The organism is Maribellus luteus, from assembly GCF_003576475.1.
GTDB lineage: Bacteria > Bacteroidota > Bacteroidia > Bacteroidales > Prolixibacteraceae > Draconibacterium > Draconibacterium luteum.
On the sequence record NZ_QWGR01000004.1, the window covers coordinates 333076 to 347806 of the forward strand.

The following is a 14731-nucleotide window of genomic DNA, read 5'->3' on the forward strand; positions in this document are numbered from 1 at the left end:
TTTTAGTTTATGTCAAATATAATTATTGTTTTAGTATTGTCTGGGAAAGACCTGATTTAATCCTTACGTTTAGCTTTATCATTCAGCCATTTCAAAAAGTATGGTCTATCGTTATTTGCGTTGGTTTCATACCATTCCGAGCAAATAAAATATCTTGTTCCATAAATTTCGATAGCATTTGCCCAATACCGAGGAGGCTTCTTTCCATTACTTAAAGATGCTTTGCGTAGCACCGGGTACTGTAAATCAAATGTATCTTTTGAATATTGAGTTGTTTGCAGAAGTTCCACCTCTTGCTTAGATATTTCGTTATCCTGAAACATTCGAATAAGCGTACTTCTAACAAAAGCGCCGATTTTCATTTCATCTGTAGAATCTGTATCTAAAGGATCAACGACCACGTTCCTTGTTCTTCTTACTTGCTGCTGCTTTATTTCTCCTAACTCGTTGCTGCCAAAAAGATTGTACATTTGAATACTCCTCATAAATAGTTCTGATGTATCCGCAATTAAAGAAGCAGCAGCCAATACAGGATTTAAAACTTTCACTCTAAAATCATCATTTGCAATGATTCTAATCTTATAGTTAAGGTCATATTTCTTTAAAATCATCATTGCATCTTCAACGCATGGGATTAAAATTTCCATAATGTTGTTGTAAATCTTAGGCGATGCGAAGATGATTTCCCCTTCCTTATGTCCGAAATAACCATAGACACACATAGCTGTACGCAAACATTTCTTAATAACCCGCGCTGTACTCAATTCTTTGCTCCCGTAGTTTAGTCCGGCTTCATGAAATGCAACATCAATAGCATAAATTTTTTGTCTATCATCTGCATAGCTGATACCGAAAACATCAATCTCTGCTTGCTGTATTAGCTGTTCTAAAGAATTTGCCTTGTAAATATGAAGATTATGTTTATCAATGAAAAACTGCTTTGATTCATCCATGAATTGTTGAATTGTTTCTTCATGTTCAAACTTCCACGATGAAACCGATGGCTTCCAATTAGTCTGAACAAGCTGGCAGCTTTTGGCATGTCTTAACCACGACAATAATAACGACTCTCCAATTTCAATCTTCATTGTATATGTGTTTTATATTTGGCAGAGCGGAGTTTTTATACATTAGCTTTACCTGAATCTTTCAGAATATCATCCAATTGTGTTTCTTAGGTTGCACTAAATATAATAAAATTAGGATATTATAGAATTTATGTCACGCTCTTTATATTTCTCTTGAAATAAATTTTTAACGAAATCATATCCATCAGGATGTGGAAGCTCGAAATTAATTGCAATTGAAACAAACTCCCGGAGTATTTCAGAAGGTCGATTATATGCCCTTAACAACAGTTCAAGTGTGAAATCAAATTTTCTATTTATGCGCTCGATGAATACAGGATGTTCTTCTTCAAATTCGCGAACATACTCCTGAATGGTCATTATACCTTCTTTGCTTTTCAGGAAATAGGATTCGTGGCAAAAGGCTGAATAAATGTATGCTAATGTAAGAATGAAATCCTCTGCGTCCTTTTGTTCTGAAATAAGAGGCTCGAATTTGTGCCATTCCTTTTTCAACCAATCAAAATCTTCGCCATGTTCCCAGGCGTTGAAGTGTTCTACAGCAAATTTTTTCACATTAGAGAAAGCCAGCATAATTCAAGATATTAATTAAGTCCGTTCACCCGTCTGATATTTCTAATCAATATTCCAGTAAGCGTCAGGATCACTGTCTAATACATCGTCGATGAAGTCATCACTTAATCCCTCAACATCACTTGCCCATGAACCGGAGTATTTACTAATATCATCAATATCGCCAGTCGTTTCAAAATCTGATTCATCCTCATATTCAGCATTATAATCTTCCTGTTTATCTTGAATTTCTATTTTTTCTTTTGTCCCAAGAACTTCATCAATACCAATAATAACAAATGATTTTCTTTTGTTTTCTGCTTCTAATTCTACTATGATATTATTTGTATCATTTGGCGGGAAAAATATTTTTACGACCTTTTTTCTCCACTTGTTAAAATGGCTAATTGAATCTTGTGTTTCTTCAACAACCTCTTTCAATTCATTTTCAGAAAGTTTTTCTAATTCAAAAATTGATAAGTCGAAATCTTTTTCTTCAACTTTGTAAAATCCAATACCGTTTTCATTTGCCGACATTAATAACAGGTTCTGATCTGGAATTAGCAGAATGTTGTTCCATGGGTTGCCATATTTGTTAATTTCTTCGTTGTAGGGCAATTTCTGTAGCAACAACTTTCGTGAAATATCATCTTTAGCGTTTACTTTTCGTGAACGAATTGAAATTACGGAATAATATTCAAGGTTTATTTTTTTCTTCAAAGACAGCAATGCAATATAATTGGTATTGATTGCTGCATCGTGCGCCTGGAAATTAAATTCAAAAGAATACGAATCCTTCAAAAATTTAGAACTGTTTAAATTCTCAAAACTCCATTTACACATTGATACAGACCTTTGTTTTTCAATTTTATTGATTCGTAATTCATCAATGTCATTCCGAAAAGCAATTACCTCATTATTATCGTTTCTAAGAATACCTTTCGTACTAATTACAAAAATGTTTTTGTCTAACTGAACCCAACTGTCCTCTGATTTCAATATTGAATTATTGTTCTCCAACTCAAAGGGTAATAAATGAGAGCCGATGATAATATTTTCACCATTTGCAATGATCGAAGTTGGTCTTATACTGTGATAATTCATAGTTCGATATGCTGAAACATCACCATCATAAGCTAATTTCCCTATAAGTATGGTATCGTGTTGTCGAGCTAAACTTACCACTAATCCTCGTTTTGTTATTGCAAATTCTTCCTGAGCCGGGAAAAGTGTTTTTTTCAGATATAATAATTTTTCACCTTGAATTATTGCTGTAACCATTATATCTCCATGTGGTAATAGAAAAATTGGAAATTCTTTTAAATTCCAAACTTTCTGAACATCTAACTTTTTCATTAAAACAAGGATTACTCACCCAAACCCAAAAGTGAAGGTTCAACAAAAAAGAAGCGTGGGCCGAGCTATCTGAAACTGAGGCATCGCCAAACGCCCACACTAACCTATAGACACAAACCCACGCCAAGGCGTGAGCGTTGTGCATATCCTCCTGTTAGTGTTTTGAAATTGGCGATTTCCAGTTTCAAGAAAATAGCAACGCTAATATTTTATAATTCGTTCCTCTGAACTATTAACCCAAAAGTATAAAAATCGGACTACTTAAACTATGTCTTTATGTTGTTTTTAAAAGAAAGCACAACTTGAACACTCTAAAGTGTCAGTCATGCTTTCACGTTAACATGGACGCTTGGCGATACCTCGATAACTATTATCTGAAACTAACTTATAAACCAGTGATGTTTGTTGACTCCAATTGCTTCATACAAACCATTCACAAAACTTTGGCATCCAACACCACGGTCTAAAAATGTGTCGATATACGACATTTTATTAGCTCCGGTAAATAGATTGTACAAACGCCACAGATTGATGTTTCCCAAATCGTTTCTGCAAAATGATTCATCAGAATAGTAATCTTTTACTACCAAATTTACCTGACTGTCAGATAATGGGAATTGTGGTAACTCCTTTTTATCCTTTAAAGGCATGTTCTGGTAAAGTCTTGCTCTACCTACAATTTGTGCAAATTGTGATTCGGTTATCAATGTTCCGGGAAGGTTATTGAACTTTTCCAGCTCCCGGTACACATTAAATTCTCCCATCATTCTGTATAAAACATGAGCAAGTTCAGCAGGGGTACGAACTTTTACATCCAGCATCACTCCATCAGTTGAAATACAAAGATTTGTGCAAACCTTGTTCTGAAAACCAATGAAAAGTTTGAACCGTTCCTCAGTTTTACGTGAATATAGATTCTCCAAATTATAGGCGCGAACGCCACCAACAGCAAGTGAAAGGTTATTTCCAGCAATGTTGCTATTAATTGAAGGAATTTCAATTACAAAGGCCATGCGTTCGTAATACAAAGTTTTTTCATGCTTCTGTAATTCCTTGGCCGGTTTGCCAACAGCAGAAGGAATTCGCCCTTTTATTGGATGGCTTACACGAATTGCTGGTTCGAGTATCTTTTCTCCTGAAAACGCCTGTCCGGTAACATATACCATAGTCTGAATAAATTCTTGGTTCGAGATAACGCTTTCATTGTCTTTCGCGAAAACAGGTATCGTATGTGATTCCTGCATTTCTTTTAAGGTCATCGGAATCGTATTTGCAGCCATAAAATGAATATCGATACTACTGTGCTGTTCTGAATCAACTTCAGTGGAAGACACAAGTTTTAACTGCGCCGTCTCATTTACCTTTATTAACTCCATTACTTCCAATTTTTGTTTGATTAATAATTTCTGCGTTTAGTACCTCTTTCCTTTTCACAGCAAGAGGTTCAATTTTAGTTCTATACTCCGGGTACTTTTTCAGAAGGTCTCTCAGTTCCACAACATCTTTTGCCTGCTGTACCTGTTTAATGACCTCATCCAATGAAGTTCCTTGGTTACACCAATTCAGAATTCTTTCTCCTGTCTTTGAAGAAATTACATAAGCTGGCTTATCCATGAATAAACCTGTTCTGTCTTTGCTGGCAGAAGCATTGTGTTTAATATCAAGGTCAAATACAATGGTGAACTCATAGTCCATCCCATCCCTTGTTATACCTTTCAATCCAACTTTTTCAGGAATCATCTTCCCATTCTTTTCAGAAAGGGTGTAATCAGTTTTTGTCCTGACTGTTGAAATCACATGACAAGGACTTTCAAGGATTTTCTGCACAAATGCATTGTGCCTTGGTGTCATCTTTGCCCAGTTGGTAAACGAATTACCGGGCATATTTCCATGTAAGTCAAGAATACCCCCACTTCCTTCCCATTCGTGACTCACTGAGTCTAAAATTATCACTTCCATACCGGCTTCTTCACAGGTTTCTATGGCGGTAATATACCTTTCAGGTGTGAAAGGTTTTGAGAGTTGCAGAACGTTAAAATCACCAAGATGAGCATATAAGTCAGCAGAGTGATTTTCAGTGTCTATTACAGCTATTTTGCTGTAATCTGTCAATCCAGCAGCAAGAAGGAGTGCTGAATAAGTTTTCCCAGAGCCTGATGGCCCTTGCAAAGCAAGTTTTATTTTGGCTTGCTTTCTTTGAGCTTTTCTTATTTCCATTTTTGAATTATTTGAGATTAATAAATGTTTGTCGAAAGACGACTGCATAGAAACGTCCATTGTCCATCTACCCTAAGGAGCGTGGACAAATGGACAATATTCTAAGAAGTAGGTGCGTCCATGTAAAATAGAAAGGGCTGACCATTTTCAGATCGCCCTTCTACTCTCTTTTTTCAGCGGCATTTTTTCTTCACACATCACAGGAAATACCTTCTCAAAAAACATTTAAAAATTCAGCAGAAAACCTGTTTGAGTTGATGTGTGATTTGCAAATATTGTATCGTACAGCAGCGTAAAGAGTGTTATGTTTTTCTCATCCTTAACTTTATTCCAAGCCACAGAACACGGATTATTTTAGCATAAACCAGCAGCGCAAGTAGATAGCCCAACCAGTAGGAAAATACATCTTTCCCGGCATCATAGATACCTATATTCAGGCCAATGGCTTTACCCAGCAGTGAGAAGGGTATAATCAGACCATGATACATCCCAAGTAAAATATAGTTTTTGGAACTATCACAATAAGATGTATTCTCAGGAGCTGGAATACAGGAAATAAGCAATAAAGCTATGATATAAATGAAAATGAGGTGTTTTTTTGTTTTCATAGTATTCAGTTTTAATATTATTCGTGATTCTACACCCTAATCCACTGCTGGAAAGGGTTAATTTTCAAAATGAAGTCTGTTGTAAAAATTGATTTGTACAGCAGTGTGAAGTGGTTGTAGATTAAAGTTTTCTTTAATTAAGCTATTTTTTAAATGAAAGGAATAAAGAGAAATTGGGAAATGAGGAAATTTGGGGGTGAGTGGACTGTTTCACATGCACACATTAAAGTTCAAAAATTTAATCTCAGCCCAAATTAAAGTTTCAATATTTAGAATCTTAAAGTTTTTTCTTAAACAGCAGAAGAAGTGACTAAATATAAATTTAAACAATGCCCGGAATTACTCCAAGGCATTGCTAAGTTCAGACTGTTTCAACTTCCAGTTCTTCCAGTTCCTCAACCTCTCTGGCTTGCTGCTCTGTTAAATGAGATTCTGGAACATACTGCCACCTATGGTTAAGATGAACAATTTCCCCATCAGAATTTACATGCTCAAAAGGAGGAACTTCCACTTTCTGAATGCAACCCGGTAATTCCTTCCCGATAAGTGTTCTCTTTGCAATTTCAAGTTCAACAGTACATGGCAAAGATGCCTTTTTTACACTTGCGTATAAATTTCCATTAGAACTTGTTACAATTTCCAAATCACTTTGAACAATAAGGGCCGTAAATTGAGTTCCTTGGCTGTTTACCCTCTCAACAGCATCTACTACAATAACTGACATAACTTTTCACTTTTAAAGATTAATAATTTGAATACTTCACTTTGCTGCACTTGCAGTTCAAAGCCAAGTGGGGGTAGGAAGGATTCAGGGAGGTAGAGGAAAAAAGGAATTATTAATACTGCTGCTGAAAAAACTGGAATCTATGCTGCCATGGGGGGTGTCTCAGAAAGTCACTACTTGTAGCCCGGATTAATGGGGAAGTTGAGATATTCGTGAACTGCGCTAATTTTTAAAAAAAATTTTGACAACAGTACCTTCCGCCTCAATCATCATTGATTATATATTTAAATCATCGATTAATATAAATTCTGGATCGACCATCGCAATTTTACCTTCAATATCAGGAGGCAATAAATATTCATCAACTTTTGATTTGATGAAGTCTAAGCCTTCTTTACCAACCACGTAAGTCATTGGGTGACTCATGCCATTTGGTAGTTTTACACGTTCCTCGGTAAGAAGAGATTGTTGGACATAAATTTCCAACGGAAGATTGAACTCATCTAAAATATTAAGCTTTCTTAGTATGCTGTACATCGTTTTGTATCCAAAACGATAACCTAATCTTTTAGTTGTACTTCTTATACTGTATATGTAGATCTGGTAGCTTGACGGATTTTCTTGGTATTCATCGTAATAACTCATCTTGTATCGTTTTAAAAAATAATTATATAGGACATTTCTATTTCAGCCTGTTGGCAATAATTCGTCCTGTTCATCGCTTGAAATCATATCGTCAGGATCGACATAAAAGTAAATTCGATCGTTTTTTTCGTAATCTTTCAACCAATTTGCCACTGTTGATTTCTTAACATCATATCCCTCTTCTCTTAACTTGTCAGCAATTGCCCTATAGGACAGATTCTCAGAGCGGCGTAATTCCTTGGCCCTATCAATGGCTTTATTGTCAGTTGATTTGTTATTCTTACGTTCAACAAGATCGCTGAATGGAACTGATCTGTTAAGGTTCGTAAAACATAGATTTTCGTCGAATTTTAATACCATAGCATCACGTTTCAATGACTCTGGAATATAGTTTCCCTTCACAATACATAAATATCGCAGATCTGGATTAACAGAATCTTTCCTAAGTTCTAAAACAAGTCGCATTTTGGCTTCAAATCCTTGACTGCCTAATACGTTATCCTTAGACGGAGCAGAATATTGAGAACCTTTTTTCGTATGGTGTAGGAAGATAAATAAAGTCTGAAATCGTTCAGCAAGAAGTTGGAACTGATAGATGAAGTTGCGAATCTTATTTGCCGCGTTCATATCGCCAGAATATAAATCGGCCATCGCGTCAATGATAACGCAATCAACCTTGAATACTTTTAGTGCCTTTTCCAGCTTTGCAAGTAGTTTTTCAGTATCAAAAATGAAACCTATTCTTGAAAAGAAGGAATGATCAAGATTTTGAACATTCTGCTTTCTTAAAAGATACGCAATCGCAATTGCATCATCTTCGGTTGATACAACCAACGCGGAATTGTATTCGGCATTTATTTCAATTCCTAAAAAGTCTTTAGCTTTAGTTCCAACATGAAGAACAAATTGCCTCAAAAAACTACTTTTCCCAACATCAGAACTACCAGATAGGGCAACGAGACCTGTTTTTGGGAAAATCCCTTTCCATAAAAAAGGGATTTCTTCAATGTTCCATTTGAGTAAAGTGGTTGCAGGTAATATAAACCCAAGATCATTTTTATTCGATTTTTCAGTAATTTGTTTTACTACTTGCTTGACAGGTTTTGGCTTGTCATTATTAATTTGTTTAGTTGATTTCAGCTTAGCCAATTTTCTTCTTTTTGAGCCTTCAATGAATTTTCTATGTAGCGCCATATTCAATGATTTTTAACTAAATGTTGAGTCCCCATTTCACTAATTTCATGTCGAGATAGTCTTTTGTTTTGCAGTAACCAGGAATCAATCTCGCTTCGTTTAAAGAATATGAGTTTCCCTCGTGGGCAGTAGAATGGAATTTCCCTGAGATGGGTTAGCTTGTAAATGTAGCTTTTGGAAAATCCCGTATATTCTGCCAGCTCAGTGGGTGTTAAAATCTCCTTTTGTAATAGTTTTTGTTTTCGTACAAATTCCTGTACAGTTAGCTCTTCATTTTTCATTGGTTAAAATGTTAATATTCAATCGATAGAATTTATTAATAACTATTTCCAGACAAAGAAACAGTTATATCAAATGGTAAGCAATGCGGAAGTTGTGGTATGTTGCGTCAGAAAGGAAAAGTTGCTATTTTTTCTTTCTTTCAAAGTGTATTTTGATTATTTCGGAAACATATTCCGGAAGGGTACGTGGCTTTTGAGCAAACTTATCAGAGAGAGAATCAATACCTCGCATTTGTATAAAGGTCGCTTCCAAAAAATCTGTAAAAAAATGCTTTCTTGGTTGAATCCCAAATATCTCGACATGAAGTACATAGTAGGAATATCGTAGTAATTCATTTGAAATTTGTAATTTTTCAAATGGAGTATCAACAATAGGAACTGATTCTTTTTGAACCATTTGTATCGTATAAAACAACATACGTTTATAGTCAGAATCTGACAATATTCTTTGCTGGTTTATACCTGCGCCATTTAAATAACCAAGAACTTCAAGTACTTTCAATAGTCTATCATCATAAAAGTCATTGTTATCGAATTGTTGAACGTATTCTATGCCCAAAATTTCTGATATAATTATGTCCTTTGTGAACGAATTGAGTTGAAATACAACATCTGATATCAATGTATTGCTTGTTTCAGCCAGTGTCTTTAATAATTGCGATTGTTTAATCAGATAAGCTGTTATTGATTGATTTGCTATACGATGTGCTCCAATACCCCTTTTTATTAAGTTTTGTGATATTTCAAATTGCTGTAATATTAATTCTTTGAATGCACTTTCAAAATAAACTTTTGTGGGAACAGGAATATGCTCTTCATTCGTGTAATAAAAGTGAATAATGTACCCCTTCTCATTCTCAATGCAAATGCTTTCATCTTCTCTTTTCCTGGTATCATCCCATTCCTGATAGAACGAATTTTCTACCTTTTCGTATTCTCCAAATAAAAATACCTCAATAAAAAAATGTAAGGGTTCTAATTCTGTTGACTGAGAATAAATCATATTTTCAGTTTGCGCTATTTAAAAGATAAATATCGGAAAAAAAGGGAAAGGTAATAGACAAACAATTGTAGTAGTTAGCATTAGTGTTACTATTCTGTTACTCGACAGCATAAAAAAAGCCTGTAACATTAACTGCTACAGGCTGTTGGAATTTCTTCCGAGTACCCGGGGCGGGAATCGAACCCGCACTCCGTTGCCAGAACTGGATTTTGAATCCAGCGCGTCTACCTATTCCGCCACCCGGGCATTTCCTTTAACGGAAATTGGTGCGCAAAACTAACCATTTCGTCGGAATTACCAAAATATTAATGAGCAATTTGTTTTGCCTGGTCAATTCTTTTTACCACTTGCCCGTAAACAATCAGTGCAACAGCCGAAATCATGGCAATACCTACAAAGTAATACCAGATATAATGGGCGTTTTGGGCAGCAGCAGCCCATTCGTCGTGGGTGCTAAATAATAATGGATCGGGACAATACTTGTCGAGTAGGAATCCTGACATCAAAAATCCCAATAAATAGGATAAAAAGGAATGCAGGTGACTAAACCCAAGATAAAGTCCCTCTTCTCCCTTGGGAGCCTGTAATGAAAAGTATTCGAGGTAACGTGGTGAAATAAAGGATTCGGCAAGCCCTTGAAAGGCGATCCCGATAACCATCATAAATGCCACGGGGTGCATGGTCAGAATTTCTCCTGTCATCAGGTTACCGGCAGCCATAAATAAGGCAGATATTGGCATGATAAACATCCCAACCGTCATACTAAAAAGTGCTGTTCGCTTACGGAACATTTGTGTTATAAAAGCAACGGTGGTAAACACAACCAGTGGATTGACGTTGGCATACCACGATGGAGAAGAGGCTTCTCCTGCTAATCGAATTACATATTTAGGCATGGTGGCATACATTTGCGTTTGTACCATCCAAAAACCAGTAATGATAAGAATAAGAACAATGAGACGCACGTTGGAAAGTACGCGGCCAAGTGCTTGAAGTAATTCCCGAATTGACTTCCCCTCTCCACTGTGTTTTGTGCTTTTGTACATCAGGAACACAACGATCAGTCCTAAGAGTGTCATTGCGGCCGAAAAGTAACTGATCCAAATCAGTCCCTCGTTACCCATCGACACACGCAAGGGTTTTACAATGGTTTTTCCGGTAAAAGCTCCGATATTCACCATCGTGTAAAAGATACTAAAACCACGAGCCCTGTTGTCGGCCGAAGTTTCTTTGGCTACCGTGCCGGTTATAACCGATTTTATAAATGATCCTCCAACAATAATTAATACCATGGCTGGAACTACTGCATAACGGTAACCTGAGGTGTTGAGCCCGTGAAATATCGTTTTATCGCCATACTCAACCAATCCTGCTGACTCAAAAAAAGAAGGGATAACTCCCAATCCTGCATAGCCCAGGGTGAGTAAGCCAAACGCCAGCATTAACGACTTGCGGAAGCCTATTTTATCGGCATAAGCGCCAGCGAAAGTTGGAAGAAAATAGAGTAAAGCTGAAAAGACACCCGCAATCACTCCAGCTTCTATATCGTTAAATCCAATAATGGACGACAAATACAAAGTGATAGCTATAAACAAGCCATAGTAGGCAGCCCGTTCAAATAATTCTACTGTGTTGGCGACCCAAAATGCCCGTGGAAACTTCCAGGTTTCTTTTTTTTCCATATTATTTTGCTGAGTTTGACGGGCAAAAATAACAGCTTATTCCGGTTCTCAAAATGAGGGCTTTAACATAAGCAAAATTGTTTTGCAGGGAATTTCTTTTTTCTAACTTAGCTTCAAGTGATTGAACCGTAGCAAATGAACCTGAACGAAGAGAAAAAACTAGTAGATGAAATCAGGCGGGGAAACGAGGCCGCTTTTGAAAAAATATTCCGTAGATACTACCGGGCTTTGTGTCTTTTTTCCACCAAAATACTGGGAGACGATGAAACGGCTGAAGAAGTTGTTCAGGATTTTTTCGTGAAGCTGTGGGAGCGGCGGGAAGGATTTATGGTGGAAACTTCGGTTAAAAACTACCTGTTCCGGTCGGTAAAAAACCTGTCCATCAATGTAATCAAGCACGAGCAGATTAAGCTGAAACATGCGCAGCAGGTGATGGCAGATGCTGAAGCGAACGATTTTAAGGATCATTTTATGGAAGTGGACCTGGAGCGTGCGATTGAAAAAAGCATTGAAGAATTGCCCGAAAAACGCCGCGAAATATTCCGGCTTAGCCGCGAAGAGGGATTAAAATACCGCGAAATAGCCGAACGAATGAATATTTCCATTAAAACAGTGGAGGCTCAAATGGGTTTGGCAATCAAAACATTACGAGATAAGCTGAGAAAATACAGCACCTTTCTTTTCTTTTTTGTGCCTTTTTATCAAAAATAGCTTAGGGGTAAAATTAGTGTGCATTGTCATTTAAATGTAATGAGTAAAATGGAGAACATCGAGAATCAGTCCCGTGAGCTGTTATCCAAACAGCTGGTTGGAGAAGCAAGCGACCGGGAAAAAGTGGAGTTGGAAGCCTGGCTCGAACAATCGGAAGAAAACCGGGCAGAGTGGGAGCAGAGTAAGAAGATGCTCTCGAAAATCGACTCATTCTACCAGGAAAAGCGTTTTGATACAGACGCTGCCTGGAAAAACGTTCATGCACAATTCGTCCCGACGAAAGGTACAGTGGTATCGTTTCAGAAAAAAAGAAAGGAGGGAATTGCAACATTTTACAAGTATGCTGCGATACTGGTGGTGGCACTTTTACTGGGGACTGTTGGATATTACATTGGTTTCAGAAACCAGGTTCCGGCTGTTTACAGCGAGGTAATTTCGGGAGAAAACCAGGTTTTACAACAGTATGTTTTACCCGATGGCTCGGTGGTTGCCCTGAATAGCAACTCGAAACTTACGTTTCCGAAAAAATTCAGGGACAATGTACGCGAAGTTAGCATCGAGGGAGAAGCATTTTTTGATGTAAAACCCAATCCTGATCAACCTTTTGTGATCAACGCCGGCGAAACTCAGGTAAAAGTTTTAGGTACCTCTTTTAGCGTGAGTGCGTATCCGGGCCAGGAAACCGTGGAAGTAATTGTTGAAACCGGCAAAGTGCAGGTAATCAGCAAAAGCACTGAAAAACAAACCGAAGCGACAGAGGTGTTTTTGATTCCGGGCGAGAAAGGAACTTTTTTCAACCAAAACAAAACCTTGGAGAAATCGGTAAACGCCGATCCCAACTTCCTGTCGTGGAAGACGCACGACCTCATTTTTAACAAGGTTCCGCTAAGCGAAGTAGTCCGTTGTTTGGAGAAAACTTACCACATACGGGTTGATTTGGCAGAACCAGCGTTAAACGAGCTGCTGTACGAAGGTCATTTTGACCAGAAACCCGCTGATTTTGTATTGGATGTAATACGGCTCACATTCAATCTTGAACTCATCGGTGAAAACGAACATTACACGCTTACGAGCCGTAAAAACGACCAGTAAAACGAATGAGCAATGAAGACAATTTTGAATAAAATACGGATTTTCATCCTTTTAATTGGAGTGGCATGGGTAATGATGCCCGATCGGCTAAGCGCGCAGGAAGAAAAAAGCCAGGCGCTCGACCAGAACATTACCATTTTTGCCGAGGATGAACCGCTTTCGAGCGTAATTGAGAAAATATGTAAGTACCTGAACATCGATTATTCCTATAACTCGGACCTGGTAGCGGATAAAAAAATCAGTCTGAATATTTCGAACAAACCCATTAAGTATGTATTGGATAAGCTGATGAACGACTTCTACCTGTTGTTCGAAATTGAAGACAACCTGCTGGTGGTGCGCGATTATGTACCGCTGGATAAGAGTATTGATTACGAGAACAATTCGCAGCAGTTTTTTGCGAGCAACCGGGGCTTTTTATTTGATGATCCGCGCGATAAACGCATTACCATCAAATTTAAGTCGGCCAGTAACCTGATCATTATTCCGGTGAATATCAACGATTCGGATACCCTGAATTTTATTCTCGACACCGGGGTTCGCTACCCGATTATTACCGAGCTTCCGTTTGTGAACAAGCTGAACCTTAACTATATGATGCCGGTGAAGATAAAAGGCCTGGACGATGGTGAAGGCTTGACGGCCTACCGTTCGGGCGGAAATACCATGCACATTGACGGGCTTACTGCCCGGAACCAGGAAGTGCAGATGATCATCGACGAAGATTTCCAGATTTCGCACATGCTGGGGATTCCGGTTCATGGATTGATTGGCTTCAATCTTTTCAAGGATTATGTGGTGGAAATCGATTATGCTGATGAAAAACTGCTGCTTTACAAGCCGGAATATTACAAATACCGCGACCGGAAGAATGACATTATTATGCCTTTGCATTTCGACGGGAACAAACCGTATGTTCGTACTACCATTGTTACCGACGAGTTGAAGGATGTTCCGGTTAAACTGTTGGTGGATACCGGAGCAAGCGATGCCTTGTGGCTTTCCGAAAAATCGGACGAACGCATTAAATTGCCGCAGAACCACATCGAAACTTTTTTGGGAAGAGGCCTGAGTGGCGATTTGTACGGAACCAAAGGAAGGATAGACGCCATTTGGGTAGGCCCGCTTTTGATGTCGCACCCGATCGTTGCTTTCCCCGATTCGGAGCTGATGGAACAACTGATCTCGGCAAACGACCGCAACGGAACCATTGGAGCTGAAATTCTGCGAAGGTTTTATGTGGTGGTGGATTACCGGAACAGCCGGCTGACACTGCGTCCAACTCCGCGGATTAAAGAAGATTTTAATTACAACATGAGTGGGATGGAAGTGATCAATCCGATGCCCGGATTACCGGTATTTACCATTGCTGATATTACCAAGGATTCGCCTGCCTTTAACGCCGGGCTGCAAAAAGACGATCAGATTTTATCGATCAACAGTAGCAGCCACCGGTCGATGGAACTGAATGATATTAACTTACTGCTTCAAAGCAAAGAAAACAGGAAAATACGCATCAAAGTACTGCGTAATGGTGAAGAGGTTAAAACTTCGTTCGAGCTGAAAAGAATGTTTTAA

The 14731-nt window shown here is 38.0% G+C and carries 15 protein-coding genes and 1 tRNA gene; 3 read left to right on the top strand and 13 right to left on the bottom strand.

Annotated features, from left to right (window positions below; all coding sequences use genetic code 11):
- Window positions 1-56 precede the first annotated feature (56 nt).
- The 13 genes from D1614_RS09510 to D1614_RS09570 all read right to left on the bottom strand — a co-directional run bounded on the left by D1614_RS09510 (window position 57) and on the right by D1614_RS09570 (window position 11350).
- Entirely contained in the window at window positions 57-1088 is a 1032-nt protein-coding gene (locus tag D1614_RS09510; RefSeq protein ID WP_119437679.1) for a hypothetical protein, read from the bottom strand.
- 111 nt (window positions 1089-1199) lie between these two features.
- Window positions 1200-1661: a hypothetical protein gene (locus tag D1614_RS09515; RefSeq protein WP_119437680.1), complete on the bottom strand. Its 462-nt coding sequence runs from the start codon at window positions 1659-1661 to the stop codon at window positions 1200-1202.
- Between the two features lie 42 nt (window positions 1662-1703).
- Complete coding sequence (locus D1614_RS26060) at window positions 1704-2996, bottom strand: hypothetical protein (RefSeq protein ID WP_206609969.1); 1293 nt, start codon at window positions 2994-2996, stop codon at window positions 1704-1706.
- A gap of 380 nt (window positions 2997-3376) precedes the next feature.
- Window positions 3377-4372 (bottom strand): DUF3871 family protein, encoded by a 996-nt coding sequence (locus D1614_RS09525; RefSeq protein ID WP_119437681.1) that lies wholly within the window; start codon window positions 4370-4372, stop codon window positions 3377-3379.
- A complete protein-coding gene (locus tag D1614_RS09530) occupies window positions 4350-5213 on the bottom strand; it encodes an AAA family ATPase (RefSeq protein WP_119437852.1) in 864 nt (287 codons plus the stop codon). Before D1614_RS09530 ends, D1614_RS09525 begins: the two co-directional genes overlap by 23 nt.
- A gap of 302 nt (window positions 5214-5515) precedes the next feature.
- Window positions 5516-5821, bottom strand: coding sequence for a hypothetical protein (locus D1614_RS25550; RefSeq protein WP_147384143.1), 306 nt, complete (start codon window positions 5819-5821; stop codon window positions 5516-5518).
- 361 nt (window positions 5822-6182) lie between these two features.
- Window positions 6183-6545 carry a hypothetical protein gene (locus D1614_RS09540; protein WP_119437683.1) on the bottom strand — a complete coding sequence of 121 codons (363 nt, stop codon included), beginning with the start codon at window positions 6543-6545 and terminating at the stop codon, window positions 6183-6185.
- A gap of 276 nt (window positions 6546-6821) precedes the next feature.
- Window positions 6822-7190, bottom strand: a complete 369-nt coding sequence (locus tag D1614_RS09545; RefSeq protein ID WP_119437684.1) for a hypothetical protein — start codon at window positions 7188-7190, stop codon at window positions 6822-6824.
- Between the two features lie 42 nt (window positions 7191-7232).
- Window positions 7233-8384 carry an AAA family ATPase gene (locus D1614_RS09550; protein ID WP_119437685.1) on the bottom strand — a complete coding sequence of 384 codons (1152 nt, stop codon included), beginning with the start codon at window positions 8382-8384 and terminating at the stop codon, window positions 7233-7235.
- 2 nt (window positions 8385-8386) lie between these two features.
- Window positions 8387-8665, bottom strand: a complete 279-nt coding sequence (locus D1614_RS09555; RefSeq protein WP_119437686.1) for a helix-turn-helix transcriptional regulator — start codon at window positions 8663-8665, stop codon at window positions 8387-8389.
- A gap of 124 nt (window positions 8666-8789) precedes the next feature.
- Window positions 8790-9668: a hypothetical protein gene (locus tag D1614_RS09560; RefSeq protein WP_119437687.1), complete on the bottom strand. Its 879-nt coding sequence runs from the start codon at window positions 9666-9668 to the stop codon at window positions 8790-8792.
- Window positions 9669-9830: 162 nt separating this feature from the next.
- Window positions 9831-9914 (bottom strand) — tRNA-Leu (locus tag D1614_RS09565).
- 59 nt (window positions 9915-9973) lie between these two features.
- On the bottom strand, window positions 9974-11350 hold the full coding sequence (locus D1614_RS09570; RefSeq protein WP_119437688.1) for an MFS transporter: 1377 nt from the start codon (window positions 11348-11350) through the stop codon (window positions 9974-9976).
- Between the two features lie 135 nt (window positions 11351-11485).
- On the opposite strand from D1614_RS09570, the gene D1614_RS09575 reads away from it, so the two are divergent.
- Genes D1614_RS09575 through D1614_RS09585 form a run of 3 tightly spaced genes read left to right on the top strand, consistent with a single transcriptional unit; the run spans window position 11486 to window position 14731 of the window.
- A complete protein-coding gene (locus D1614_RS09575) occupies window positions 11486-12061 on the top strand; it encodes an RNA polymerase sigma-70 factor (protein WP_119437689.1) in 576 nt (191 codons plus the stop codon).
- A gap of 39 nt (window positions 12062-12100) precedes the next feature.
- The gene (locus D1614_RS09580) at window positions 12101-13153 is read left to right on the top strand and encodes a FecR family protein (RefSeq protein WP_119437690.1); all 1053 of its coding nucleotides are present in this window, start codon (window positions 12101-12103) and stop codon (window positions 13151-13153) included.
- Between the two features lie 12 nt (window positions 13154-13165).
- On the top strand, window positions 13166-14731 hold the full coding sequence (locus D1614_RS09585) for an aspartyl protease family protein (RefSeq protein WP_119437691.1): 1566 nt from the start codon (window positions 13166-13168) through the stop codon (window positions 14729-14731).

Excerpts from the sequence above, each read along its gene's own strand:
- D1614_RS09510 (WP_119437679.1), bottom strand. The coding sequence starts at position 1,088 with ATGAAGATTGAAATTGGAGAGTCGTTATTATTGTCGTGGTTAAGACAT.
- D1614_RS09515 (WP_119437680.1), bottom strand. The coding sequence starts at position 1,661 with ATGCTGGCTTTCTCTAATGTGAAAAAATTTGCTGTAGAACACTTCAAC.
- D1614_RS26060 (WP_206609969.1), bottom strand. The coding sequence starts at position 2,996 with ATGAAAAAGTTAGATGTTCAGAAAGTTTGGAATTTAAAAGAATTTCCA.
- D1614_RS09525 (WP_119437681.1), bottom strand. The coding sequence starts at position 4,372 with ATGGAGTTAATAAAGGTAAATGAGACGGCGCAGTTAAAACTTGTGTCT.
- D1614_RS09530 (WP_119437852.1), bottom strand. The coding sequence starts at position 5,213 with ATGGAAATAAGAAAAGCTCAAAGAAAGCAAGCCAAAATAAAACTTGCT.
- D1614_RS25550 (WP_147384143.1), bottom strand. The coding sequence starts at position 5,821 with ATGAAAACAAAAAAACACCTCATTTTCATTTATATCATAGCTTTATTG.
- D1614_RS09540 (WP_119437683.1), bottom strand. The coding sequence starts at position 6,545 with ATGTCAGTTATTGTAGTAGATGCTGTTGAGAGGGTAAACAGCCAAGGA.
- D1614_RS09545 (WP_119437684.1), bottom strand. The coding sequence starts at position 7,190 with ATGAGTTATTACGATGAATACCAAGAAAATCCGTCAAGCTACCAGATC.
- D1614_RS09550 (WP_119437685.1), bottom strand. The coding sequence starts at position 8,384 with ATGGCGCTACATAGAAAATTCATTGAAGGCTCAAAAAGAAGAAAATTG.
- D1614_RS09555 (WP_119437686.1), bottom strand. The coding sequence starts at position 8,665 with ATGAAAAATGAAGAGCTAACTGTACAGGAATTTGTACGAAAACAAAAA.
- D1614_RS09560 (WP_119437687.1), bottom strand. The coding sequence starts at position 9,668 with ATGATTTATTCTCAGTCAACAGAATTAGAACCCTTACATTTTTTTATT.
- D1614_RS09570 (WP_119437688.1), bottom strand. The coding sequence starts at position 11,350 with ATGGAAAAAAAAGAAACCTGGAAGTTTCCACGGGCATTTTGGGTCGCC.
- D1614_RS09575 (WP_119437689.1), top strand. The coding sequence starts at position 11,486 with ATGAACCTGAACGAAGAGAAAAAACTAGTAGATGAAATCAGGCGGGGA.
- D1614_RS09580 (WP_119437690.1), top strand. The coding sequence starts at position 12,101 with ATGAGTAAAATGGAGAACATCGAGAATCAGTCCCGTGAGCTGTTATCC.
- D1614_RS09585 (WP_119437691.1), top strand. The coding sequence starts at position 13,166 with ATGAAGACAATTTTGAATAAAATACGGATTTTCATCCTTTTAATTGGA.